16 protein-coding genes are annotated in these 24,214 nt (G+C 45.6%); 14 read left to right on the top strand and 2 right to left on the bottom strand.

Features of this window, described 5'->3' with window-relative positions:
• The first annotated feature begins 430 nt into the window (after positions 1–430).
• From J2Z66_RS41745 to J2Z66_RS41715, 7 genes are all read left to right on the top strand, one after another.
• Positions 431–2,155: a beta-galactosidase gene (locus tag J2Z66_RS41745; RefSeq protein WP_209979911.1), complete on the top strand. Its 1,725-nt coding sequence runs from the start codon at positions 431–433 to the stop codon at positions 2,153–2,155.
• Between the two features lie 191 nt (positions 2,156–2,346).
• Positions 2,347–4,713 carry a cohesin domain-containing protein gene (locus J2Z66_RS41740; protein WP_209979909.1) on the top strand — a complete coding sequence of 789 codons (2,367 nt, stop codon included), beginning with the start codon at positions 2,347–2,349 and terminating at the stop codon, positions 4,711–4,713.
• A gap of 44 nt (positions 4,714–4,757) precedes the next feature.
• Positions 4,758–7,136, top strand: coding sequence for a cohesin domain-containing protein (locus J2Z66_RS41735; protein ID WP_209979907.1), 2,379 nt, complete (start codon positions 4,758–4,760; stop codon positions 7,134–7,136).
• A gap of 84 nt (positions 7,137–7,220) precedes the next feature.
• Positions 7,221–8,369, top strand: a complete 1,149-nt coding sequence (locus J2Z66_RS41730; protein WP_209979906.1) for an S-layer homology domain-containing protein — start codon at positions 7,221–7,223, stop codon at positions 8,367–8,369.
• Positions 8,370–9,166: 797 nt separating this feature from the next.
• Positions 9,167–9,523: a phasin family protein gene (locus J2Z66_RS41725; protein ID WP_245376240.1), complete on the top strand. Its 357-nt coding sequence runs from the start codon at positions 9,167–9,169 to the stop codon at positions 9,521–9,523.
• A gap of 13 nt (positions 9,524–9,536) precedes the next feature.
• Positions 9,537–11,210, top strand: coding sequence for an ABC1 kinase family protein (locus tag J2Z66_RS41720; protein ID WP_209979904.1), 1,674 nt, complete (start codon positions 9,537–9,539; stop codon positions 11,208–11,210).
• Between the two features lie 178 nt (positions 11,211–11,388).
• A complete protein-coding gene (locus J2Z66_RS41715; protein ID WP_209979902.1) occupies positions 11,389–13,665 on the top strand; it encodes a sensor histidine kinase in 2,277 nt (758 codons plus the stop codon).
• On the opposite strand, the gene J2Z66_RS41710 is transcribed toward J2Z66_RS41715, so the two are convergent.
• Positions 13,637–14,350 (bottom strand): response regulator, encoded by a 714-nt coding sequence (locus J2Z66_RS41710; protein WP_209979900.1) that lies wholly within the window; start codon positions 14,348–14,350, stop codon positions 13,637–13,639. The two genes, J2Z66_RS41715 and J2Z66_RS41710, sit on opposite strands and share 29 nt — an antisense overlap.
• Positions 14,351–14,559: 209 nt before the next feature.
• Here J2Z66_RS41710 and J2Z66_RS41705 point away from each other — a divergent pair, with 209 nt between their 5' ends.
• From J2Z66_RS41705 to J2Z66_RS41675, 7 genes are all read left to right on the top strand, one after another.
• On the top strand, positions 14,560–16,161 hold the full coding sequence (locus J2Z66_RS41705) for an AraC family transcriptional regulator (RefSeq protein WP_209979898.1): 1,602 nt from the start codon (positions 14,560–14,562) through the stop codon (positions 16,159–16,161).
• Between the two features lie 120 nt (positions 16,162–16,281).
• Positions 16,282–17,331, top strand: coding sequence for an ABC transporter substrate-binding protein (locus tag J2Z66_RS41700; protein ID WP_209979897.1), 1,050 nt, complete (start codon positions 16,282–16,284; stop codon positions 17,329–17,331).
• A gap of 756 nt (positions 17,332–18,087) precedes the next feature.
• Complete coding sequence (locus J2Z66_RS41695) at positions 18,088–18,822, top strand: response regulator transcription factor (RefSeq protein ID WP_209979894.1); 735 nt, start codon at positions 18,088–18,090, stop codon at positions 18,820–18,822.
• Positions 18,812–19,858: a sensor histidine kinase gene (locus J2Z66_RS41690; RefSeq protein ID WP_209979892.1), complete on the top strand. Its 1,047-nt coding sequence runs from the start codon at positions 18,812–18,814 to the stop codon at positions 19,856–19,858. The genes J2Z66_RS41695 and J2Z66_RS41690 overlap by 11 nt, the downstream gene beginning before the upstream one ends.
• Before the next feature lie 62 nt (positions 19,859–19,920).
• Entirely contained in the window at positions 19,921–20,841 is a 921-nt protein-coding gene (locus tag J2Z66_RS41685; protein ID WP_209979890.1) for an ABC transporter ATP-binding protein, read from the top strand.
• Positions 20,834–21,571: an ABC transporter permease gene (locus J2Z66_RS41680; RefSeq protein ID WP_209979889.1), complete on the top strand. Its 738-nt coding sequence runs from the start codon at positions 20,834–20,836 to the stop codon at positions 21,569–21,571. Before J2Z66_RS41685 ends, J2Z66_RS41680 begins: the two co-directional genes overlap by 8 nt.
• Positions 21,571–22,371, top strand: a complete 801-nt coding sequence (locus J2Z66_RS41675; protein ID WP_209979886.1) for an undecaprenyl-diphosphate phosphatase — start codon at positions 21,571–21,573, stop codon at positions 22,369–22,371. The genes J2Z66_RS41680 and J2Z66_RS41675 overlap by 1 nt, the downstream gene beginning before the upstream one ends.
• A 476-nt stretch (positions 22,372–22,847) precedes the next feature.
• Here the strand turns inward: J2Z66_RS41675 and J2Z66_RS41670 are convergent, their stop codons facing one another.
• Positions 22,848–23,465, bottom strand: coding sequence for a SurA N-terminal domain-containing protein (locus J2Z66_RS41670; protein WP_209979885.1), 618 nt, complete (start codon positions 23,463–23,465; stop codon positions 22,848–22,850).
• Positions 23,466–24,214 lie beyond the last annotated feature (749 nt).

The raw sequence follows: 24,214 nt of genomic DNA, 5'->3' as shown, positions 1-24,214 counted from the left end.
CGTCGAGTATACTTTTTTGCCTTCGTGCCGAGGAATTTAGGGCGATTGAGTTACGGAGTTGACAGATACGTTCATATCAGGGAATGGCTGTGGGCGGAAGAGCGGTAGCGTCCGCCTTTAAAGATTTGTTCCTACCTCTTCATCGATACCATTCAAGGGAACAAATCTTTAACAGCGGCTGGAGCCCACAGCCATTCCCTCATTCCCTCGGCAACGCACCCAAGTCACGAACATGCACCTCAAAGGACGCCGCAAGGCGTTTATTTTTGCCGGAATCTATTTTTTCGGACGGATTTCTGTTAAGAGGAGCTGGTTTCTGACAAGAACGCAACAGATGTCAAGGAAAGCAATATTGGCAAATAGCTTCGGCTTTTTAGGCAAGTTATACTACAAATGAAAATGAAAAAATTTACAATGAGGTGTACAAGAATTGAAAAAACGTGTGAATAATAATCCGAGCCCGGCCGTTGCAGGGGAGTTTCCTATTGGTATTTTCGTTGAGCCGCCGCCAGCTGTTGCTACTGATGCAGCTTATGCGGAGATAAGGGCTATGAATGCCAATCTGATCGTAGCCAATCAGTCGACCACACCGGCAACAACAGATCTGGCATTGGACAAAGCAGCAGCCAACGGCTTGATGATGCTGGTGTCCGATACGGGGCTTCGCTGGATCCAGTCAGAATGGATTTCGCAGAATTTCGATGATGGCGAGGGCTTGTATCTTCGCAGTGGTCAATCCATTGGACAAACGTTCACTATCCCTGATGTGAATGAATTGAGTCTGGCTATCCTTTCTTTTAAGAAGAATGGAATATGGGAGGAAGGGACTTCCGTAACGCTGAGCATCTATGATAGCCCGGCAAAAGAAACGCCTATCGTGAGCTCCACGCTCGAAGGGCCGCTCGAAAGTAATTATCCCGAATTTATACTGAATACTATGCCGGTGTCAGCCGATTCGCCCCATTATCCGGTCGCAGCAGGTACGGTCTATTACATGGAGCTGACTACAGATAGTGGAGCGGACCTGGGTCCTTTTAGAACGAGTGCATCCGACGTCTATGCGGGCGGGCAAGCCTATGTAAATGGCGATCCATTGCCCTTCGATCTGTATTTTCAAATAACGCTGAAGACTCCTAATGGGGGGACAATATCGGCTTTTTCGCCTACAGGCCGGTCATCTGATGATTATATCGAGAGATTGGTTGCCCATTACAAATCGCATCCCGCCATGTTTGGCTACAATTTAATCGACGAGCCCTTCGGAGAATTATATCCCATGATGAAAGAAGCTTCCGATAAAATCAAAGAGCTTGACCCGAATCGATTAATTTACACCAATCATTATGCGATGGATGACTCGAGTGCTCATTATTTTGCTTTAGAGAATGGCCGCCCTATGGATTTTGCGGAGTATCTGAACAATTGGCTGGATACTAACCCGGATATGGTTTCCTTTGATTATTACCCCTTTAAAGAGGAAGGCATCGACGAAAAGCCCTATTATCAAACCTTGGAGTTTATCCGTACGCAGAGTCTTGGGTATGGGATTGATTTTTGGGCTTATATTCAAAGCTCGGCCTATGACACTTTTTCCATTATAGAGCCCAATGAGCAGCAAATCAGATTTCAAATTTATTCTACATTAGCATACGGGGCCAAAGGATATGTGTACTATACCTATTATTCAACGGGCGAGCGAGGAAAGGATCAGGGTCACAGTGCGCTTATTCTGAGGGATGGCTCCAAAAATGCTACATATGATTACGCTAAACAAATAAACGGTGAAGTATTGAAGCTGGGTCCCGTGTTGTTATCGCTAACTTCCAAAGAAGTGTATCACACAGGACATTTGCCGCCATCTGCACAGCCCTTGCCGCCCACATTTTTTTGGCAGCCTTCTGGGATTGAAGCCGATGTACCGATGATCATCTCATCCTTTGAGGATGAAGCAGGCAAGACATTTATTATGGTTGTTAATAAAGATCTGGAGCAATCACAGACCCTTACCTTTTTATTGTCAGGTGGCGTGCAGTCTGTTAAAGAGGTATGCAAACATACGGGGGAGGAGGTAGAGGCAGCTTATAATCCTGCAACCAGCACAGTATCAGCAGACTTTGCACCTGGAGATGGCAGACTTTTTGCAATTGGGAAATAAACTCTTTCGATAGAGCCCAAGCCACAGATGTGGGTTTATCAAACAAGGCCAAGCTTCTGCTGCGATGCGGGAGCTTGAAGCCTTGATAGACTGATGAGGAAGCAAGTATTGAAAGGGGGGGATTTTTGAAGGCGCTAACATTGTTGTATAGGCATCCGAAAACCAATCCAATAGAAGAGGTGAACGATGAAATGAAAAGAAAAAAAAGGCTTGGCTTGTTCGCAGTTATGATGGCAGTTGGCATGTTGTTCAGTTCTACCGTTCAGGCAAATCCCAATCCGACTCCGACGGTTTCCGGGGAATTTCCGATTGGTATCTTTTTTGAACCGCCTCCGTCCGATACTACCGATGCTGCTTACGCAGACATAAGGGCTATGAATGCAAATTTTGTTGTAGCTACTAATCTGAACACTACACCGGCCAAAACCGACTGGGCTTTGGAAAAAGCAGCGGCAAATGACTTAAAGATGCTAGTGACGGATACAGGTATTCGTTGGTATCGGTCAGAATGGGTCTCTCAAAATGCAGATGATGGAACAGGCTTGAATCTTCGAAATAATCAATCTATCGGCCAAACCTTCCTCACACCTGACCAAGAGGATATGGGGATCTGGAAGCTTTCGTTTAAAAAAATCGGGGCATGGCCAGCAGGTAAATCTGTAACGCTTAGTATTTATGACAGTCCAAGCAAAACAACGTCCATCGGGGTTTCCACCTTAGCAGGTCCGATTGAGACCAAATACCCCGAATTTGTGATCAACGGTGCCCTAGTAGCACCCAATACAACCTACTATATGGAGCTGACTACAGACAGTACGACAGATATAGGCTTATTTCAAACGAGCGCATCCGATGCATATAGTGGAGGGCAGGCTTATGTGAATGGTTCAGCTCAATCGAATGACTTGTACTTTCAAATGACGCTTCCTAGAAATGGCGGAGGCAACTGGTCGGCTTTTTCGCCAACAAGCAGTCTTTCTGATGAGTTTATCGAAACCTATGTGAATCATTACAAATCTAATCCTGCGCTGCTTGGATATAATTTAGTGGATGAACCGTTTGGCGATATTTTTCCCAAGCTGAAGGAAGTGTCCGACAAGATCAAGGCGATTGATCCGGATCACATGGTGTATACGAATTTATATGGAGTGTGCGACATTTGTATGCATTACTACACGGGTGCTGATGATCCGAGAGGCGGCTTTGAAGATTATGTCAATGGCTGGCTGGATACGAACCCGGATATGATTTCTTTTGATCAATATCCGTATTTGGGAAGTGGCTTTAACGAGAAGGTTCATTATCAATCTTTGGAATATTTCCGTGAGCGTTCCTTGCTCTATAATACGGATTTCTGGGCGTATATCCAGTCTATGGCCTACGATTATTTTGATATGGTAAAGCCGAATGAGAGCCAGATGAGATTTCAGATTTATTCTACATTAGCTTATGGAGCGAAGGGCTATGTGTACTTTACTTACTATACACCGGACGGCATGGAAGATGGGCTTATAAAGCCGGATGGAACCAAGAATGATACGTATGAATATGCCAAAAAAGTAAATGGAGAAGTATTAAATCTCGGTTCAGCGCTGCTCTCGCTAACATCCAAAGATGTGTATCACACGGGTGGGGTGCCTCCTTTTGCCAGAGCACTGCCTTCCACTTATTTCTGGCAGCCGTCAGGAACGGGTCCGGAAATGCCGATGATTGTCTCGCGCTTTGAGAATGAAGACGGCAGAGAGTATGTGATGGTAGTCAATAAAGACCTGGAAAATGCCCATTCCCAGAGTTTTGTCCTATCGACATTGCCAGGCTCAGTCAAAGAAGTATCCAAAACTACAGGGCTGGAGGCTGCCGCAGCTTATAATGCCGGTACGGGAAGCTTATCTGCTGATTTTGCACCGGGAGAAGGCAGGCTCTATGTGCTGGATGATGAGGCTCCTGCGTTAGATGAGCTAAAGACGACGTTAACTGGCATCAGCTCGGTCCAGGCAGGCAAGAAATTCACAGTTAACTACGGACTAGGTGGCGTTACCGAGAGCGTTTATGCGCAAGATATCAAGCTGGATTATGATCCTGCTGTGATGGAATTTGTATCGGCGAAGTCCCTCAAGCAAGGGATAAAAGTTGTTCGTACCATTAAAGAACCAGTAGGAAAGCTGCGTTTGCTTATAGCTAGTGAAGGTGCCGGTCATGGGATAACTGGTGATGAAGAAATTGTTGAGCTTACTTTCAAGGCCAAGACGTTGACCCAAACAGCTTCAGGTGTTATCTCGATTTCAAGTGCCACGCTGGGAGATGCCGGGGGAAAAGAGTCCGAAGCGGCATTGTCATCTATCAGTGTGCTTGTTACAACAGGAAGCCCGGGAAATAATGCTGGCGATATCAATCATGATGGAAAAGTGAGCGTAGGTGATTTGTCGATCGTGGCAGCTAATTATGGTAAAAACAGCAGCAGCCCGGATTGGGAACAGGTAAAGCAGGCCGATCTCAATAAGGATGGGAAAATTGATATTGAGGATCTGGCGGCTGTTGCCAGGAGAATTGTAGATTAATTGGGCACTCCAAACACCAAAAATTATGATGAGGTGAAGAGGAAATGAAAAGAAAAAAAGGACAGAAAAGACTTGGCTTATTTGCAGCATGGATGGCAATTGGCATGTTGTTTGGCTCTACCGTCCAGGCCAGCTCCAATCCGACCCCGACAGTTGCTGGAGAATTTCCGATCGGGATATTTTGGAATCCGCCTCCGTCTGAAACCTCCGATGCTTCTTATGCTGACATTAGGGCAATGAATGCTAATTTTATTGTAGCTACAAATTTATTGACCACGCCAGCCACTACGGACTGGGCGTTGGAGAAAGCAGCCAATAATGATTTGAAAATACTGGTGACCGACACAGGCGTCCGCTGGTATAAATCAGAGTGGGTATCCCAAAACTCGGATAGCGGAGCAGGGGTGTATCTTCGAAATGATAGAACGTTAGGCCAAACCTTCCTCACACCTAATCAAACGGATATGGCCGTTTGGAAGCTTTCATTCAAGAAGAGTGGAGCATGGCCGTCAGGTACAACGGCTACGATAAGCATTTATAACAGCCCGGCCAAAACAACACTAATTGGAACCTCGACGCTCGCAGGACCGATTGAAAGCAATTATCCGGAGTTTAATATCAATGGTGCAGTGGTCGCTCCCAATACGACCTATTATATGGAACTGACTACGAATAGCACAACAGATTTGGGTCCTTTCAAAACAAGCACATCCGATGCATACTCGGGAGGCCAAGCCTACATCAACGGGTCCCCTCAGGCAAACGACTTGTATTTTCAAATGACGCTTCCCAGAAATGGTGGCGGCAATTGGTCGGCTTTCTCCCCAACCAGTGATTTATCCGATGAATATATCGAGGCTTTCGTCAATCATTACAAATCCAATCCGGCCTTGTTGGGATATAACCTGGTTGATGAGCCGTTCGGGGATATTTTCCCCACACTGAAAAAGACGACGGATAAGATCAGGACGCTGGATCCGGACCACATGGCCTATGTGAATTTATATGCGTTATGTGAAGATTGCTTCCACTATTACACGGGTTCGAATGATTTTGTGAATGGCGGCTATCAGAATTATGTGAACGGTTGGCTGGATACGAATCCGGATATCATTTCTTTTGACGAATACCCGTTTAGAGAGGACGGTGTGTTTGATGAAGTAACGCATTATAAAACACTGGAGTATTTCCGTGAGCGGTCTCTATTATATGACACGGATCTCTGGGCGTATATTCAATCGATGAAAAGTGATTATTTCGGCATGGTGCAACCAACCGAGAGCCAGATGAGATTTCAGATTTATTCTACGTTAGCTTATGGAGCAAAGGGATTTGTCTACTATACCTATCATACTGCGGGTACAGATGATGCGATTATCCTGCCGGATGGGTCCAAGAATGTGACCTACAACTATGCCAAAAACATAAATGCAGAAGTATTGAATCTCGGAACAGCGCTGCTTTCGCTTACCTCTAAGGATGTATATCACACAGGAGGTGTTCCGCCTTTTGCCAGAGCACTACCTTCCACTTATTTCTGGCAGCCGTCAGGTACGGGTCCGGAAATGCCAATGATTGTTTCACGCTTTGAGAATGAAGACGGCAGAGAATATGTGATGGTCGTGAATAAAGATATGGAAAATGCCCATTCCCAGAGCTTTGCGCTCTCGACGTTGCCGGATTCTGTCAGGGAAGTATCGAAAACGACGGGGCTGGAAACAACTGCGGCTTATAATGCGGGTACAGGAGTTTTATCTGCTGATTTTGCACCAGGAGAAGGCAGGCTTTATGTGCTGGATGAGGAGGCTCCTGCGTCAGCTGAGCTGAAGACGACGATAACTGGCGTCAGCCCGGTCCAGGCAGGCAATAAATTCACAGTTCAAGTTGGACTCAGCGGTGTTACCGGGAGTGTATATGCGCAAGATATCAAGCTGGATTATGATCCTGCTGTGATGGAATTTGTATCGGCCAAATCCCTCAAGCAAGGGATAAAAGTAGTTCGTACCATTAAGGAGCCCGTTGGAAAGCTGCGTTTGCTTATAGCTAGTGAAGGTGCTGGTCATGGTATAACAGGTACTGAGGAAATAGTCGAGCTTACCTTTAAGGCCAAGACGTTGACCCAAACAGCTTCAGGTGTTATCTCCATTTCAAGTGCCACGCTGGGGGATGTCGGAGGCAATGAGACCGAAGCCGCATCGTCATCCCTCAGTATGCTTGTTACATCAGGAGGTTCGGGAAATAATGCCGGCGACATCAATCACGATGGCAAAGTGAGCGTAGGTGATTTGTCGATTGTAGCCGCTAATTATGGCAAAAACAGCAGCAGCCCGGATTGGGAACAGGTGAAGCAGGCTGATCTCAATAAGGATGGAAAAATTGATATTGAGGATCTGGCGGCCGTAGCCAGGCGAATTGCAGAGTAAGGGAAGTAGAGAGAAGTAGAAAAAGTAGGAAAAGTAGAAAAGTAAATCAAGACTAACTGATACTCGTAAAGGAAGGATGGCCGTATGCATCGTAAAATAATTCTTTTTATAGTTATGCTCGCGTTGGTTGTCCCTGCAACCGCGAATGCTAGTATAAGTGGAAGCGCTAATGCAAGTGTGAGTGCGAATGCGAATAAAAGTATGAGTGCGAGTTCAAGTACAAGTACAAGTACAAGTACAAATGCGGAGATATCTCCATCGTTTGAATGGACGGCAGGTAAACCGGCAGATGGGAAGGTCATCCTTACTATGAGGGGAAAGAGTATCAAAGATTTATACGCCTTTGAAGCAAGGTTTACCTTTGATCCTGGCTATCTGGATTTGGTGGAAGCCAAGGCGAGTATGGAGGGCTTCTCTGTTTCACCCATTGTCAATCAAAATGAGATCACCTTCGCTCACACCAAAATCGGCAATGTGAATGGTGAAAGTGGCGATATGATCATCGGCACCCTGACCTTCAAGCTGAAAAAGCAGGGGAATTCCACGGTGAGATGGGAATCGTTAAAGGCGCTTGACCACAATTTATCCAATCAAACGTACACAATAGGAAAAAGCGTCACAGTGGATGCCAAGCTTCTTCCCCGAAAAGTCTTCCTGGATCTAGAAGGCCATTGGGCAAAGGAGGATATCGAGCTGCTTGCATCGAAGGGCATTATTGAAGGTATGGATGATGAGCATTTTGTGCCGGAAGCTCGTATAACCAGAGCTCAATTCGCTGCATTAATAGCGAGGGCGCTGGATCTGAAAGCAGGAGGCACAGCCAGAAGTCCTTTTACGGATGTGGCACAAGGCTCCTGGTATGAAGATGCAGTAAACAGCGCCTATTCAGTAGCAATAATTCAGGGGAAGACAAATATCAGCTTCGCTCCGGCGGCTCCTATTACACGGGAAGAAATGGCAGTAATGCTCATGAGAGCGAAACTTCACTCCTCGGGCGCTACCTCTGCCTCTGTATCTGTATCTGTAGAGAAGCAGCCGACCACTATTGTGCTGGAATTCCATGACATTGGCTCCATAAGCGATTGGGCGATGAAGGATGTTGAGTTGGCTGTTCGTTTAGGGATTATGAATGGTAGAGCAGACACCAAGTTTGTGCCCCAAGGTTTGGCAACCAGAGCGGAAGCTGCTGTGGTGCTTAAGAGATTGTTAGCGGGGTTAACTACAAGCTTATAGTCAAGGCATGGGTGAAAATTTGATGAACAGAGCAGCCTTCCATGGGAAAAGCTGCTCTGTTTTTTATGCCAAATAAGATATTTAGGGAAGAGCTGCCTCGGAGCAGCCCGCTAAATATTTTATTTGAGTGACAACTTTCACTTAACGATGTTTTTCATCGTTAAAGCAAGCGTTCCACCTCAATTCGTCACGTTAATGATGTTTTTCATCGCTAAAAGTGAATGGATGGCCTCTCTGAGTGGAAAAAAGAGACTTTAACGATGTTTTTCATCGTTAAAGTAAGGTTGTAGGCCGATCTCTTGTGCTTTTAGCGATGAAAAACATCGCTAAAGTAGCAGATATTGTCCGCATGTAAAGATTTGTTCCACCCCCCACACGTATTCCCTTCCATAATGCTTCCAAGCTTCGAACATACACCTTGAAGGAAGTCGTAAAAGGTCCTTCAAGGTGCAGTTATTTTGGAGCCAAGACGGTTTTCTTTTGAGGCCAGTATTTCCAAGAACAGCAGCTTTCAAAAGAGAGTGTGGATAATATATGAAAATAAACTAAAAAATACTAATTAAATTTATTTATGTGTGCATATGGTTGATTTACTACTTTTCACAGCTGATCAAATCATCGGGGGCATTCCCGCGAGTAAAAAGAAATGCTGCCTGCTTTCCTGAAAAAGGCTTTAGTCTGACAAAATTAGGGTATAACAATAATAACAATAGCTAAGCAATAGCAACAGCAATAACAACAATAACCACAATAACCACAATAACCACAATAACCACAACAAAGGAGAAGTGAGTGAAATGAAAGAAACAATTGGAAAGGCAATTTCTTTGGGATTAGGATTAGCGGTTGCGGGTAAGGAACAGGTGGAGAAGACGATTGAGGAGCTGGTGAAAAAAGGTGAGGTAAGCAAGGCGGAATCCAAAGGCTTGGTGGATGAGCTCGTTCAGAAGGGAGAAAAGACACGGCAGCATCTGGAAGAGATGGTACGGGAACGTATGCATGCTTTGCTCGGAGATGGCAAGCTTGCCACTAAGGAGGATATTGCAAGGCTGGAAAGTCGGCTTGATGCTTTGGAACGTAATAACGCGACCCCGCCGACGCCCGCGCCCGCGACTACGACCACGATAGTGAGTGCTGCAGATAGCGAGAAATGACAGGAGGCTGCATATGAGCGCAGGAAAACGGATTCGGCAGCTGCAGCGTTATCGAACGATCGTCTCGGCTTTTGCACGCAACGGGCTTGGCTATGTCTCTCATGAAATGGGACTCACTGAGAAGCTTCAATTTTTCCGGAGCGTAGAGCATAAGGAGCATCACGATAAAAGTGTCGGTGAGCGCATCCGGCTGCTTCTCGAGGAACTCGGTCCGACCTTTGTAAAGCTCGGACAAATCGCCAGCACACGTCCTGATTTGCTTCCTGCAGACATCCTGAAGGAGCTGGAACGCCTTCAGGATAAGGTGTCGGCGTTTCCTTATCAAGATGCGGTCAGCATCATTGAAGAGGAGCTGGGGGCGCCTGTTGAAAGTCTGTTTCAGCGGTTTTCCGATACACCGCTGGCGGCAGCATCCATTGGGCAGGTATATCAGGCGCAGCTGCATGACGGGACAGAGGTCGTTGTTAAGGTACAGCGGCCTGACATTCAAAGGATGATTGAAACCGACCTGGATATTTTGGCGGACTGGGCAAGACTGGCTGAAAGCCGTCTAGACTGGGCTCACAACTATCGCTTGCTTGATATCGTAGACGAGCTCGGCAAAGCGCTGCGTGCTGAGCTCGATTATGGTGCAGAGGCGCGCAATGCCAGAAGGTTTGCCAACCAGAGTAGAGCCCCAAAGCATGTCCGGATTCCCGCTATTTATTGGGACTATTCCACGAAGCTTGTTTTGACGATGCAGTACATCGAAGGAATCAAGCTGTCTGATCAGGATAAGCTGAAACAGGCTGGCCTGGATCGGAGACTGCTTGCAGAGCGGTTTGCTTCCGCTATTTTCCATCAGGTGCTGGTTGAAGGCTTTTTCCACGGGGATCCTCACCCTGGCAATGTGCTGGCGCTTCCGGACGGGAGCCTTGCCTTGCTTGACTTTGGTATGGTAGGGCGATTGTCTCCAGGGATGAAGAAGCATTTTGCCTCGTTTGTCATTGCTTTGCGGAATCAAAGCTCGAAGGGCGTCATTCGTGCCATTTCCCATATGGGTGTCATTCCTGATGATGTGGACCGGGACGGGCTGAATGCGGATGTCGACGAGATGCGCGAGAAATACTACAAAGTACCCTTAAATCAGGTGAGTCTCGGAGCCGCTGTAAATGATTTGTTTGCCCTGGCATTCCGTCACCAAATTCGTATTCCATCAGAGCTGACCTTGCTGGGGAAATCACTGCTGACTATGGAAGGGGTTGTGACGGCACTGGATCCGACGTTCAGTGTTTTTGATGTAGCCGAGCCGTTCGGTAAAAAGCTGTTTTTGGAACGGCTGGACCCCCGGCAAATGCTGAAAAACTGGATGGAGGATGTGCCCGAATATTTCGATTTATTGAGCGAAGTCCCGCTGAGCCTCAAGCAGCTGTCTACGGTGCTGCGCCAGGGAAAGCTGCGCGTTGAAGTGGCATCTCCCCAGGTGGATGCTTTGATGACAAAGATGGATCGGATCAGCAATCGGCTGTCTTTCAGCATTGTGCTGCTCGCCCTGAGCATTGTCATGGTTGGATTGATTATTGGCGCAGCCCTGAGTGAATCACATACCTTGCTATGGCGAATTCCTATTATCGAGATTGGCTTTGTAGTTGCTATGGTTATGTTTATATGGTTAATTTATGCGATTCTTCGTTCTGGTCGATTCTAGCTATAAGCAATAACAAGTTTCATATAGAAACATGATTTAATCAAGATCCTATTGCCAGCAGCATTCCATTGCCTTAGAATTGAAAGCGGTATGCTGCTGGCGAACAGGCTGTTCAATTTCTCCTGTCGCTGCGATTCAACAAAGTGTATTTACTCTGTTTCGGAGGTTACATATACATATGCAGGGGCTAAAAGCGTTTCTATCAATGATTGTATCCGCCATTGTATCCGGTTATTCCAAAATTACAGCAGCAGCTTTACTGCTGCTGTTTGCTCTGATCGTTTGCATCCCGCCTGTGTGGGCCGCGGGACCGCAGATTCAGGAAGGGGAGCTTCATTTAGAGAACTGGGATTTTGCCAAAGAAGGCAAAGTATCCTTAGAGGGGGAGTGGGCTTTTTATTGGGAGCAGCTTCTTGAGCCTTCGGCATTTGCCGATGCTTCCTCGTCGTCACCTTCGCTTATGAACCGATGGATTACACTGCCGCACTCGTGGAACGGTTATGAAATAGATGATCGCACATTGGACGGCAGTGGTTATGCAACATTTCGGCTTGTGATCCATACAGCGCGCAATGATCAGCAAATGGCACTGGCGATGCCGTCGCTATTTACCTCCTATAAGCTTTGGGTGAATGGGGAATTGCTGGCATCAGTGGGCCAGGTGGGTGAAACCCCTCAAAGCACTGTGCCGGGCATGGAGCCCCGGGCGATACATTTTTATCCTCAGGATGGGGAGACAGAGCTCATTTTACAGGTTGCGAATTTCAATCATAAGCGCGGCGGTGTGACCCAGGAGATTTTTTTAGGTTTGGAGAAGCAAATTATATCGTGGGGGGACAAGAAGCTCGCTTTTGAGTTGTTTGTTGTAGGCGCACTGATTATTATGGGGATTTATCATTTAACGATTTTCTTTAACCGCACTAAAGATCGCGCGCCGCTATATTTTGGTATTTTCTCACTGATATGGGGAGTTCGTGGATTGTTAGTAGGACAAATGATTTGGACGAAAATGTTTCCGGATTTCCCTTGGGAACTGCAAATAAAGATGGAATATTTAGCCTTGTACGGCGGAGCTTTTGTTTTCTCAATGTATTTCTGTCATTTGTTTCCTGGGGAGATGTCCCCGTTATTTCGGCGTTTGTTGAAATTTTTTCTCCTGTTTTCGACTGCTCCTGTGGTCTTTACATCGGCGAAGGTGTTTACACAGTTGTTAACGTTGAATGAAATCATAATCGTGGTGCAAATGCTGTATATCTTTTATCTGATTATCAAGGCAATCTTGCATAAACGGGAAGGCGCTGTACTGCTTTGTATTTTTGCGACATTTACCATGTTCACTTGTATCAATGATTTTTTATTTTTTGCAGAAGTGTGGATTGGCTTTGGTAATTTGAGTCCCTTTGGGCTATTCGTGTTTACGTTCGGGCAGGTGTTCGTCCTCTCCAAGAGGTTTGCAGGTGCCTTTGGGATGGCAGAACGGTACTCTGAAATGCTGGAGGCAGCGAATCTGCGGCTCGGGGAGTTAAACGAAAGTTTGGAGAAGAAAGTGGTGGAAAGAAACCGCAGACTTTATGAAGCCAATATAAGCCTGCAGGATTCCTATGAGAAGGTCAAAAAATCTGAAGACTCACGTAAACAGCTGCTGTCCTACATTACTCATGATCTGAGAAATTCAGTGACGATTATTGTTGGATATGCTGAAGCGATTTCGGATAATGTGAGGTCAGATCTGCACCCTGCTTTTGTCAGCCATATTCATACGCATGCGGTTAGCATCGATAGCATGATTGATGATCTTTCCTATTTATCTCAGCTGGAAACGGACCAAATTCCGTTCCATTTTCGTCCTGTAAAGATGGGCGGGTTTCTACAGGCGATCTACGCCAAGCATTCTGTCGTCTTAAACAACCAAGGAATCCGTTTTGAGCTGGATATGATGAATAGCGATACTGTGCTGGATAGCGATACCGTATACACAATGATGGATGGGGGGCGGATGGAGAGAGTCTTGGATAATTTATTTGGCAATGCAGTGAAATTTACGCCAACGGGCGGGGAAATCTCCTTGCGATGCCGATTGATTCCTCGGGAAACCGAACATGAGATGGCTTCAGGAGATTCGGCAGCAGCAGAGATGAAGGCGATTGTGGAAGCTTGGAATGCTGCAGCAGTTGAAACGGAAGAAGCGCTTTATAGTTGGCTGGAGCACGATCTTCTGATCGAAATAGCCGACACTGGCGAGGGCATTGCCCCGGAGGATTTACCGTATATCTTCAACCGGAACTTCTCCGGAACGGGAAATTCGCAGCCGGGAAGCGGACTGGGGCTGGCCATCTGCAAAGAGATTATGGATCGTCATGGCGGCAGGATATGGGCGGAAAGCTCATTGAATAGGGGCGCTCGTTTTTTCATCCGGCTTGGCGCTATTAGTCCTGACCCTGAGGTTGTCCTATAAATTTGTAGCCGACTCCGCGGATTGTGGAAATAAACGCAGGATTCGCGGGGTCTTTCTCGATCTTTCTGCGCAGGGTGCTGAGATGAACCATGACGGTTCGAAGGTCCCCCAAGCTGTCGCCTCCCCAAATGATTTCGAATAATTGCTCACTGTTGAATAGGCGGTTTGGGTAACTCGCAAGCTGGAAAAGCAGATCGAATTCCTTGGCTGATAAGTTGATAGTATTGCCGTAGGCAGTGACGATGTGAGTATCCGGATCGATTTCCATGTTTTCGAATTTCAAGCTGGCTGGCTGCTGCTGCACCAGTGGAAGGAGCAAGGAATTTCGGCGCAAATGGGCCTGAACGCGGGCCACTAGCTCTCTTGGACTGAAAGGCTTTGTAATATAATCGTCTCCGCCGACACCCAGAGCCAGCACTTTATCTACATCGTCTTTCCTGGAGCTTAGAAATAGAATGGGAAGATTGCTCGTTTTCCGTAGTTCCTTGCACACTTCAATCCCGTCCATGCCTGGCATCATGATATCCAGGATCACCAGGTCGGGTTTTTGTTGCTCTACCGCAGCGAAGACTTCCCGTGGATTGTTTTTTGTGACTACATCAAACCCAAACTCAACTAAATAATGATAAATCAGCTCGGTAATTTCTTTGTGATCGTCAACTACTAATATTGATTGTTTAGTCATTCCAATCCTCCGCTTGCCTATAATGTCGATTCCCTATGTGAGATTAGGTTGCTTCTATTATTATAGTACAGAACCCATGCAGAGAATATTAGATTTTTTTAAAATTAATTTTAAAGGAAAGCTGGAAACGTGGTAGTATTTAAAGGGGGAAATGTACAGAATCTGATAGAAACCTGAACGGGAGCTGCTTGCAGAAAGGAAGATGAGCAATGAGTAACCCTGATCCCCTTCGCCTGCTTGATAAATTGCTTTTTACGACCATCCGTATGTATGGTTACCAAGGGAAAACTGGCGATGTATTGAGAAAGAAAACTCTCCATACGTATGCGTTATGCAGTGTGACCCGCGGCAAGGGTATTCTTACAATAAATGGAAGTTTGTATCAAGTCGGTAAGGGGGACTTGTTTGTGCTGCTGCCTGGCATGATTATCGAAGGTAAGTCCCATTCTGTAGAGCCCATTCAGTATACGCTTATTCTGTTCTCCTGTGTTCAGCTGAGCAGGCATAAGTCAGATTGGAGGGTAGAACAACCCGATCTTCTTGTTCAAGGCAGGCTGACAGTGTCTTGCGATGCTCCTCCGATAAAGGGGCTGCTGGATCAACTAATGGATCTAAATAAAAGCCGGCTGGCACAGGACAAAGCTGCGATGAAATATATGCTTTCCAGACTGCTGCTTCTGGTCATTCAGATGGAGGATAGGCAGGAAGAGAAACAGGATGAAGTTGGCATGGAGCGTGCTCTCGGTTATATGAATGAGAATTATATGAAGGATATCAAGATCGATCAGTTAGCGCGGATGGCGGGCTTCAGTACGAATCATTTTACCAAAAGCTTTAAACATCAAATGAATATGACCCCGACGGAGTATTTGCTTAAGCAGCGTATCGCAAGGGCCAAGCAGCTGCTGTTCGCGTCTGGGAAAATGAAGGAGGTGGCGCAGCAGGTTGGATACAAAGATGAACATTATTTCAGCCGGGTGTTCAAAAAAGCGGAGGGCGTTGCGCCAACCTTCTATGTAAAGAACAAATGTCATCGCATTGCAACCTTGTACTACGGTCTTGATGATCATTTAATAACACTCGGCCTTAAGCCGGTTGCCGCTTTGTCTTATGCGGAGAGGGTGTCCCATATGTACCCTGTACCTGTGCTTAGCAAGCACAATCAGGAGGGGCTACTGCTCGACAGCTTCAAACCGAATTATGAAAAGCTGATGAGAACAAAGCCGGACCTTATGCTTACAAGTGACCGTCTGGAGCAGGATGAAGCTTTGAACCAGATTGCACCAACTACGGTGCTGAAGCATTCCAATCATTACGGAAGCATGCTGGAGCATATAGCAAAAATATTAGGCCGAGAGCAGCAAGCAGCGGTATGGATGGACAAGTATGCGGAGTGCAGGGGCACGCTTAAGGAGAAAATCAGCGCACGCTGGGGAAAGCAGACCGCCATCTTTATAAGAGTCAGACCGAATTTTTACCGGATATATGGAAGCCTGAATCAAACGGGGTATCTTCTGTATGACGATCTTGGTTTAACGCTTCCGAGTGGGTTTCCCGAGCAGGAGTGGGCCGTGGATATAAGGCTAAATGACTTGCATTTATTTAATCCGAATCATATTTTTCTGATGGCTGATCCAACAGAGGCAGCCAGAAAGCGGCTGCAGGAGCTGCTTTATTCTGAGCAATGGGCTGCACTAGATGCGGTTAGGCATCACCGGGTTTATGACGCAAGTGATCTTTTGTTCAAAACGCTGGGCCCAACCGGCCGAATGTGGGCGATGAAGCATGCAGCCGCGCAGCTCGGGATATAGAACGGTGAAATGTCCACCGGAAAAGAAGGGATTAATCCATTGCTATTCTGTTCATCCTTCTCTATCATTAATCAAGTGATAATGATTATTATTATTAAAGGATAAAGGGGAACTGGACAGATGCGTAAGAACAAAATAGCGGCTTTTATATGCCTTGCGATTTCACTGCTTATATTGGCAGCTTGCGGCAGCAGCGGCGGTGCTGATCAGGCTAATAATAAGAGCAAGGAAACGGCGAACAGTGAACAAGCGAGTCAACCGGGAGCAACCGTTCAACCAGCTGATCAATCAGCCGGCCAACAAACGGATCAATCGGGAAAGACACGAAAGATAACCCACCTAAGAGGAGAGGTTGAAGTTCCAGTAAAAATTGAACGGGCAGTTGTGCTTTCGGCTGCTTACATTGACCACCTGCTCACCATTGGCGAAAAACCATATGGAGTGAACGTGGAAGTGCGTTATGGTGGCGACTACTTGCCATATCTAGCCAATGAACTGGAAGGCGTGCAGCTTGTGGGATCAGCGGACAGTCCGAATCTTGAAGCGATTGTCCAGCTTAATCCGGACGTAATTCTCATCGAGAGCCGGACAGCCGACGAGACCTACGCGCAGCTGGAGAAAATTGCGCCGACCATTGTACTTGGCACAGAGTGGCTAGAATATGAGAACGATACGACATATTGGACCAAGGATTTGTTATTGGTAGCTGAGCTGTACGACAAGGTGGATTTGGCAAAAGAGAAAATTGCCGAACTGGAAGCTAAGACTGCTGAGGCGAAGAAAAAAATCCAAGGTTTAGACAACAAACGGCTGGCCTACCTACGGGTAAGGGAGAAGAATCTGCAAATTTACGCAGAAAAAGGCCACCCGACGAATACGCTTTTGTACAATGATCTGGGATTTTCCCCAACGGCGCTTACTCCCGCGGAACAGCGGGGCGAGCTGTCTTTAGAGGTTGTCCCCAATCTGAACGCGGATTATATCGTGCTGGAAGTCGATCCTAATGGCCGGGACAATCTGAAGAGCATCAACGAAAGTGTGCTGTGGAAGAAGGTTCCCGCTGTGGAGAAGGAGCAAGTCTACGAAACGGATTCCTTCTGGTTATTTAAGGGCTGGGGCGTTATTGGGCGCGGGCAAATTATAGATGAAGTGCTGAAAATGATTGAGTAGAGAATGATTGAATAGAAAATGATTGATCCAGCGCCAGCTAGGACATCTCTTCTAACCAAGAGAAAATCCCTTGCTGGCTGTTCGTGTGATTCGTGCGATTGTAGCTAAAGAGAGGCAAATGTAGAAAAATGTAGCAAATGTAGCAAATGTAGCAGCCCGCCTCCCCCGAATGGAGCGTGTGCTGGACTTAACGATGTTTTTCATCGTTAAAAGAAGGATTCCCAGTCAATCCATCACGTTAACGATGATTTTCATCGTTAAAAGAGGACGGATGGCCCTTCTGGGTGGATAAAAGGTACTTTAACGATGAAAAACATCGTTAAAGCACATATGTGGACACGCTCACGTGCCTTTAGCGATGAAAAACATCGCTAAAGTGCAGTTCATCTAGCGCTCTTCATCCCCAGCGCCTGCACCCGCTAGGAAATCTTCTCTAATCAAGAGAAAAACCCCCGATTGCTGTCCGTTTGATCTTGGTGTTGGGGTAATTCGTGTGATTCGTGCGATTGTAGCTAAAGAGAGGGAATGGCTGTGGGAGGAAGAGCGATAGCGTCCGCCTTTAAAGATTTGTTCCTACCTCTTATCCATTTCATTCAAGGGAACAAATCTTTAACAGCGGCTGGAGCCCATAGCCATTCCCTCCGCACCCATATAATCTACTATGAAACAGCATAGATGCAGTTGAAAATTTGATCTGCAAGGATGTTAGATGATAAGATTTCATGGAGTGAAAACAGTTGTGAAAGAAGGTGAATGATGGAAGAGGTTCGGGTGCTCATAGCGGAGGATGAAAAGGAAATTAGTGATTTATTAAAAAAATACTTGCAGCGAGAGCTATATAAGGTGGATGTGGCGGCGGATGGAGAAGAGGCCCTTCGTCTGTTTGGTATAAATAGCTATAGCCTAGTCATACTGGATCTGATGATGCCCAAGATGGACGGAATAGAAGTTTGCAGAAGACTTCGCAATAAAACCAATGTCCCGATTCTGATGATCACCGCCAAGGACCAGGAGATAGAGAAGATTTTGGGTCTGAGCATAGGGGCGGATGATTATATCACCAAGCCTTTCAGCATCAACGAGGTGGTCGCAAGAGTGAAGGCGCTCATCCGGAGATATCTGATCCTGGGCAGCGATGGGCAGCATGTCGATGAGGAGACAAAAGGAAAAAATGAAACGAAATTAGGCTTCAAGGGTATCTCGATTGATCTAAGAGCCTATACGGCCCATATTGCCGGAGAGGAGATTACTCTGACTGCGAAAGAGTTTGAGCTGTTGAAGTTTTTTATGAACCATCCTGATCAGGTTTTTACGAAAACACAGCTTTTTCGCAACGTATGGGACAGCAGCTATATTGAAGATGATAACACAGTAATGGTACACATCAGAAAGCTCCGTATGAAAGTAGAGGCAGACCCATCCAATCCGAAATTTATTCAAACGGTCTGGGGAATCGGCTACAAATTTACAGGTGAAAAAGATGAATCATAAGGGGCAGCTCTTCCTTCTGTTAATTCAATCGGTCTGCATAACCTGGCTGGTGATCCTGGAATTCAATGATTATGCGTTCGGAATGTTCGAAATGCCCAGATGGGCTTTATTAGCTGCGCTCTGCGTTACAACCGGGTTGCTTATCTTTATCAGGTTCCGTGTTCGTACAAGACTAAAGCAGATGACTGTGGAGCTAAGACGAGCGATGAGCGGGAATTTGAAGACCCGATTGTTTGCCAAGGACGACAATATATGGAATGAAGTGATTTTTTCGATAAATGAGCTATTGGAGCAGTTGGAAAACGTGCAAATCGAGACCATCCAATCCGAGGCAGCCAGAAAAAGTCTCCTATCCAGTATTTCGCATGATATCCGGACGCCTCTTACTTCTATTATTGGTTATGTGACCGCCCTTAAAGATCAGGTGGCTATTTCAGAGCAGGAGCAGCGGGAATACCTAGAGATTGTATCCAGGAAATCGGATGAACTGAAGGTATTAATTGATGAAATATTTACGATGGCAAAGCTGGATGCGGACGAAATGCCCCAGGTGGCGGAATCTCTTGATTTTACAGAAATGGCCAGGGAAGCGTTAATTGCTTTTTTGCCGGAGCTGAACATATATGGGATAGAGCTGAAGGTCCAAATTCCGGATGAAAAGTGTCTAATCCTTGCAGATCGTCTAAGTGTAATGCGAATTATAGGCAATATGATAAAGAATGCGATGTACTATGGGAGAGAAGGGAAAGTACTCGGAGTTGAGCTCGCCGAAGTTTCCGATGAATACCAGCTGCTTATTTGGGATCAGGGCCCTGGGATTTCAAAAGCCGAGCTTGACCACGTGTTCGAAAGAATGTACCGGACGGACCCATCCAGAAATGTGAGCAGCGGGGGAAGTGGTGGGGGCAGCGGTCTGGGCCTTGCCATCGCCAAGGCTCTGGTAGAAAAGAACAGCGGGAGGATCTGGGCGGAAAGCATACCGTGGCACAGGACGGTGTTCGGGATTGCTTTTAAGAAACAGTTAAGAATCAAATAAGCCGCATTTAAAATCTTCTTCTTATAATGAAACTATCAGCTTATAGAAGGAGTTGTCCCATCATGAGTGTCGTGATCAAAACGACGGATCTGACTAAGGTTTACGGCAACCAGAAAGCAGTCGATCATTTGAGCATGACCGTGAAGCAAGGCGAAATTTACGGTTTTCTCGGTCGTAACGGTGCAGGCAAGACTACTACGATCCGTATGCTGGTCGGGTTAATCAAGCCCACTTACGGCCAAATTGAAATTTTTGGAGAAAATCTGCTCGCTAATCATAAGGAAATTTTACGCAGAATTGGCTCTATGGTTGAAGTTCCGGGTTTCTATGAAAACCTCACGGCCAGGGAAAACCTGCTGATCAATGCCAAAATCATGGGAATCCATAAAAAGCATGCCATTGAAGAAGCGCTAGAGATCGTAGGACTGCAGGATGAAACCAGGAAGCTGGTGGGGAAATATTCGCTTGGTATGAAACAGCGGCTGGGTATTGCCAGAGCGCTTCTGCATTATCCTGAGCTATTGATTCTGGATGAGCCTACGAACGGGCTGGATCCAATCGGTATCAAGGAAATGCGCAGGCTTATTAAATCGCTGGCTGAGGAAAGAAAGATTACGATCTTGCTATCCAGCCACATTTTATCAGAGATCGAGCAGATGGCGGATCATATGGGCATTATTCACGATGGAAAGCTGCTGGAGGAAATTGCGTTCGATCAGCTTCGGCAAATCAACCGCAAATATTTGGAGTTTCAGGTATCCAACGACAGTAAAGCCGTGATGCTGCTTGAGAAGCACTTCCACATTCATGATTATGAAGTGCATGATGAAGGCCATATCCGCGTATATTCACATCTGGGGCAGCAGGGGCAAATCAATAAAATGTTTGTCCAGCATGACATTGAAGTATGGAAGATTATGCTCAGCGAGGACAGGCTGGAAGATTATTTCACGAAATTGGTGGGAGGTGGCGCCATTGGTTGATTTATTGTACACGGAGCTGTTGAAGCTGAAGCGGTCCAGAATGTTTCTCTTAAGCATCATCGGAGCTGCAGTGGCGCCTTTCATGGTGGTAGTTTCCACCTACATCCATATCAAAACTAAGGATCCATCCTTGTTTGTTCCGTTTAATGAGCTATTTTTCGACGCCAATATGTATACCGTTTTATTAATAGGGGTTCCCTTGTATGGTGTGGTTACTGCGTATCTGTTCAGCCGTGAATATATGGAGGATACGCTTAAAAACCTGCTGACGATTCCTGTATCGCGAACCAGCATTATGCTCAGTAAGATGCTTCTCATGTTCATGTGGATTATGCTGCTGACCTTGCTTGCTTGGGGGCTAACGCTGCTGCTTGGCATACTTGGGCAGTTTGAAGGCTTAAGCAGCTCATTAGTTGTGGAATCTTTACAGCAATTTATGGTCGCCGGCGCGTTTCTTTTTATTTTATCAACGCCTATCATCCTGATCACGATTGTGCTGAAAAATTATGTGCCCACGATCGTCTTGACCATCGTTATCACGTTAATTAACGTCATGAGCTCCAATTCCGAATACAAGGGCTTGATTCCATGGCCAGCCGCCTTCGACATTGCTTACGGTATGCTGCTGCCGGACTATCCGCCTGAATATTCCTATATCGTTATTGGAGCCACCTCGATAATTGGTTTTATTGCTGCACTAGTCTACTTTAGAAAGGCGGATATTCATTAATGTACGATATTATTAGCGCCATTATATTAGGTATTGTGGAAGGATTGACGGAGTTTCTTCCCGTCTCGTCTACGGGGCATTTGATCTTGGTTGGTGATTTGCTAGGCTTTGAAGGGGATACGGCGACAACGTTCAAAATCGTCATTCAGCTGGGAGCCGTGCTGGCTGTGCTTGTGCTTTATTGGAAAAGATACATGAGTATCTTAAAGGACTTATTGACCTTCAATTTTAGAGCATCGAATAAATTGAATGCGATCCATATGGGGATTGCTATGGTTCCTGCTTTAATCATTTATTTGATTTTTAAAGATTACATCAAACAGTATTTGTTCGGACCGGGCCCCGTCCTGATCGGTTTGATCATCGGCGGCATCCTGATGATTATAGCTGCCCGGGTTAAACGAAAAGTAACCGCAGAGAATACCGATGACATCACCTACAAGCAAGCGCTTGGAATCGGCTTGTTTCAATGCTTTGCACTGTGGCCCGGATTCTCAAGATCGGGATCAACGATTTCCGGCGGGCTGCTGCTGGGCACGAGCCAGAAAGCTGCCGCGGACTTTACCTTCATTATCGCCGTCCCGGTTATGTTCGGCGCCACGATCCTGGACATGTATGACAGCCGTGAGCTCCTGACCGGGGATGCCCTGATGCTGTTCCTGATCGGCTTCATTGCCGCCTTTGTCGTAGCGATGCTTGCCGTGGTCACGTTCCTGAACCTGATCAAACGGCTTAAGCTGGAATGGTTCGCCTTTTATCGCTTCGCGGTTGCTGTGATCTTCTTTATTTTTGTTATGTAAGGGGGACATCTTTGCTTGGCGTCCTTACACAATGTGCTTGTGTGGCCGAAGCAGCAGCTTCTATGCGAAAAAACACATTTGGCCGACTTAACCTGACAATAACGTTGGGGTATGTTGGGGATTTGGGCTTACGGACATGAGAAGCGTTAATTGTATACTTTATGGTCATTTTTGGATCGTTATGGACATAAGGTACGTTATTCGCCTTGGTTGAGGGTAAAAGGGTTCCTTTTTATACAAATAAGGGATCTGATGTCCGTAAGCTTTCCTAAATAGGGGGAATTGCGGCAAATGAGGTCTCTGGTGTCCGTAACGAGTATCTTTCCCATTTACTTGAAGGATTTACATGAAGGAAATTAGATAGATTAATTTGCAGAGAGGCCTATGCAATTACGCATGGGCCTACTACTAATCTGCCGGATGATGCATTTTTGTTGCTCACCTTATGGCGAGCATAATACCATTTAATCCTCGTTTTAGTTAATGCGAATGTTTCCACTTGCATCCTGATATAACTTATTTTTCAATTTGTCAAATGCTTCAGAATTTTGGAACGCATAGTATTCGATTATTTTATAACTCAGCACAAGCCGCTTGTATTGTTCTTTTATTTCCGCCGATTCCCAGTAAGAATTTTCGTCTAAGCCAGACTTGCGAACCAGATTTTCATGTATGCTTACCATATCCCCGGGCTCCGATTTCAATGCTTCTTTAACATTACTGATTTCTTTTTCTATGTCCTGATCTGTAACAACAAGACCTAGTTCATCAGCATGAACAACTAACAATTCTTCAATAATTAGTCTTTTAATGATATCTTCATCAGTGAGATTGAAATCGGATTCACTTGTTTTTTCCATAAATTCTAAGTTGGCTTTTAAGTTTACAAATTGATTTCTTGTTATATGGATATTTTTATCTGGAATTTCAGCAACAATAAATTCCCCATCCGTTTTACTTATATCCGTTTTGTTAATAATCTCATCAAAGAAATTTTTTATTTTCCCGTTGCTATTGTTACCTGCATATATGACAGAAACACTAACAAATAAAAACAACACTAGTATTATACTTATAATTTTAGTTTTTTTCATAGTTACCTCCTCCTTGTAAAACTATAGATACAATTTCATCCATGTGGCTCCACATACTCCAAATATTTCAATATCCCTGCTCTAAGATTACGCTAGTATCTATTTTAATTCAATACAAAAGAGGATTTTAATCCCAATAATATTTGATTTACAAGAGGTTAAGTCCAAAGATGTCGAAGAATTCATTTCTAATGTAGGTACGTTACTTGTCCCCCCAACTCGCTCTATTCCTGATATCTCACATCCGCCGATATTTTTGATCAAACATTAAAAAAAGCAACCCGCTTTGCTTCTCAGCATGGGATTGCTTTATGTGGATTTGCTTCCTATTATAAATTAATTTTATTAATTAATGGCTCAACACTACAATCAGTGCTTGACAAATGAATGGATAACTAAAACTGGAAAAACATCTGCCAATCCTGTACGGTTGAAAGTCCTACCAACAACAAAAGAGGAATAGACCGATGCAGAATCCGTATAACACAACGACGGAAGATATTTTCCAGATACGGAAAGGACCCCTGTCTCTAACGGTCACCGCTGACCTTTAGAGGCTGCTTTTTACATATTCACGATTCTAATGGACATCCGCGACCATTAGAAGGGCGGTATCCCCACAATCTCCCCCTTTTCAGCCTGTAAGGGACATCCGTGACTAAACTTGCCCCACTATGCTTCCAGAAAAATGGGATTTCATATTAGCTCCATATGAGCGTTGTTCAAGAGCGGAAAATATACTATTTTAC

The organism is Paenibacillus eucommiae (assembly GCF_017874215.1).
In the GTDB taxonomy this organism is placed as follows: Bacteria; Bacillota; Bacilli; order Paenibacillales; family NBRC-103111; genus Paenibacillus_AI; species Paenibacillus_AI eucommiae.
Note: the sequence above shows the minus strand (reverse complement) of the source record. Positions and strands in the feature narration are given on the sequence as shown.

Bases quoted from the DNA above. Each gene is read 5' to 3' on its own strand.
- J2Z66_RS41740 (WP_209979909.1), top strand. From the start codon at position 2,347: ATGAAAAGAAAAAAAAGGCTTGGCTTGTTCGCAGTTATGATGGCAGTT.
- J2Z66_RS41735 (WP_209979907.1), top strand. From the start codon at position 4,758: ATGAAAAGAAAAAAAGGACAGAAAAGACTTGGCTTATTTGCAGCATGG.
- J2Z66_RS41730 (WP_209979906.1), top strand. From the start codon at position 7,221: ATGCATCGTAAAATAATTCTTTTTATAGTTATGCTCGCGTTGGTTGTC.
- J2Z66_RS41725 (WP_245376240.1), top strand. From the start codon at position 9,167: ATGAAAGAAACAATTGGAAAGGCAATTTCTTTGGGATTAGGATTAGCG.
- J2Z66_RS41720 (WP_209979904.1), top strand. From the start codon at position 9,537: ATGAGCGCAGGAAAACGGATTCGGCAGCTGCAGCGTTATCGAACGATC.
- J2Z66_RS41715 (WP_209979902.1), top strand. From the start codon at position 11,389: ATGCAGGGGCTAAAAGCGTTTCTATCAATGATTGTATCCGCCATTGTA.
- J2Z66_RS41710 (WP_209979900.1), bottom strand. From the start codon at position 14,350: ATGACTAAACAATCAATATTAGTAGTTGACGATCACAAAGAAATTACC.
- J2Z66_RS41705 (WP_209979898.1), top strand. From the start codon at position 14,560: ATGAGTAACCCTGATCCCCTTCGCCTGCTTGATAAATTGCTTTTTACG.
- J2Z66_RS41700 (WP_209979897.1), top strand. From the start codon at position 16,282: ATGCGTAAGAACAAAATAGCGGCTTTTATATGCCTTGCGATTTCACTG.
- J2Z66_RS41695 (WP_209979894.1), top strand. From the start codon at position 18,088: ATGGAAGAGGTTCGGGTGCTCATAGCGGAGGATGAAAAGGAAATTAGT.
- J2Z66_RS41690 (WP_209979892.1), top strand. From the start codon at position 18,812: ATGAATCATAAGGGGCAGCTCTTCCTTCTGTTAATTCAATCGGTCTGC.
- J2Z66_RS41685 (WP_209979890.1), top strand. From the start codon at position 19,921: ATGAGTGTCGTGATCAAAACGACGGATCTGACTAAGGTTTACGGCAAC.
- J2Z66_RS41675 (WP_209979886.1), top strand. From the start codon at position 21,571: ATGTACGATATTATTAGCGCCATTATATTAGGTATTGTGGAAGGATTG.
- J2Z66_RS41670 (WP_209979885.1), bottom strand. From the start codon at position 23,465: ATGAAAAAAACTAAAATTATAAGTATAATACTAGTGTTGTTTTTATTT.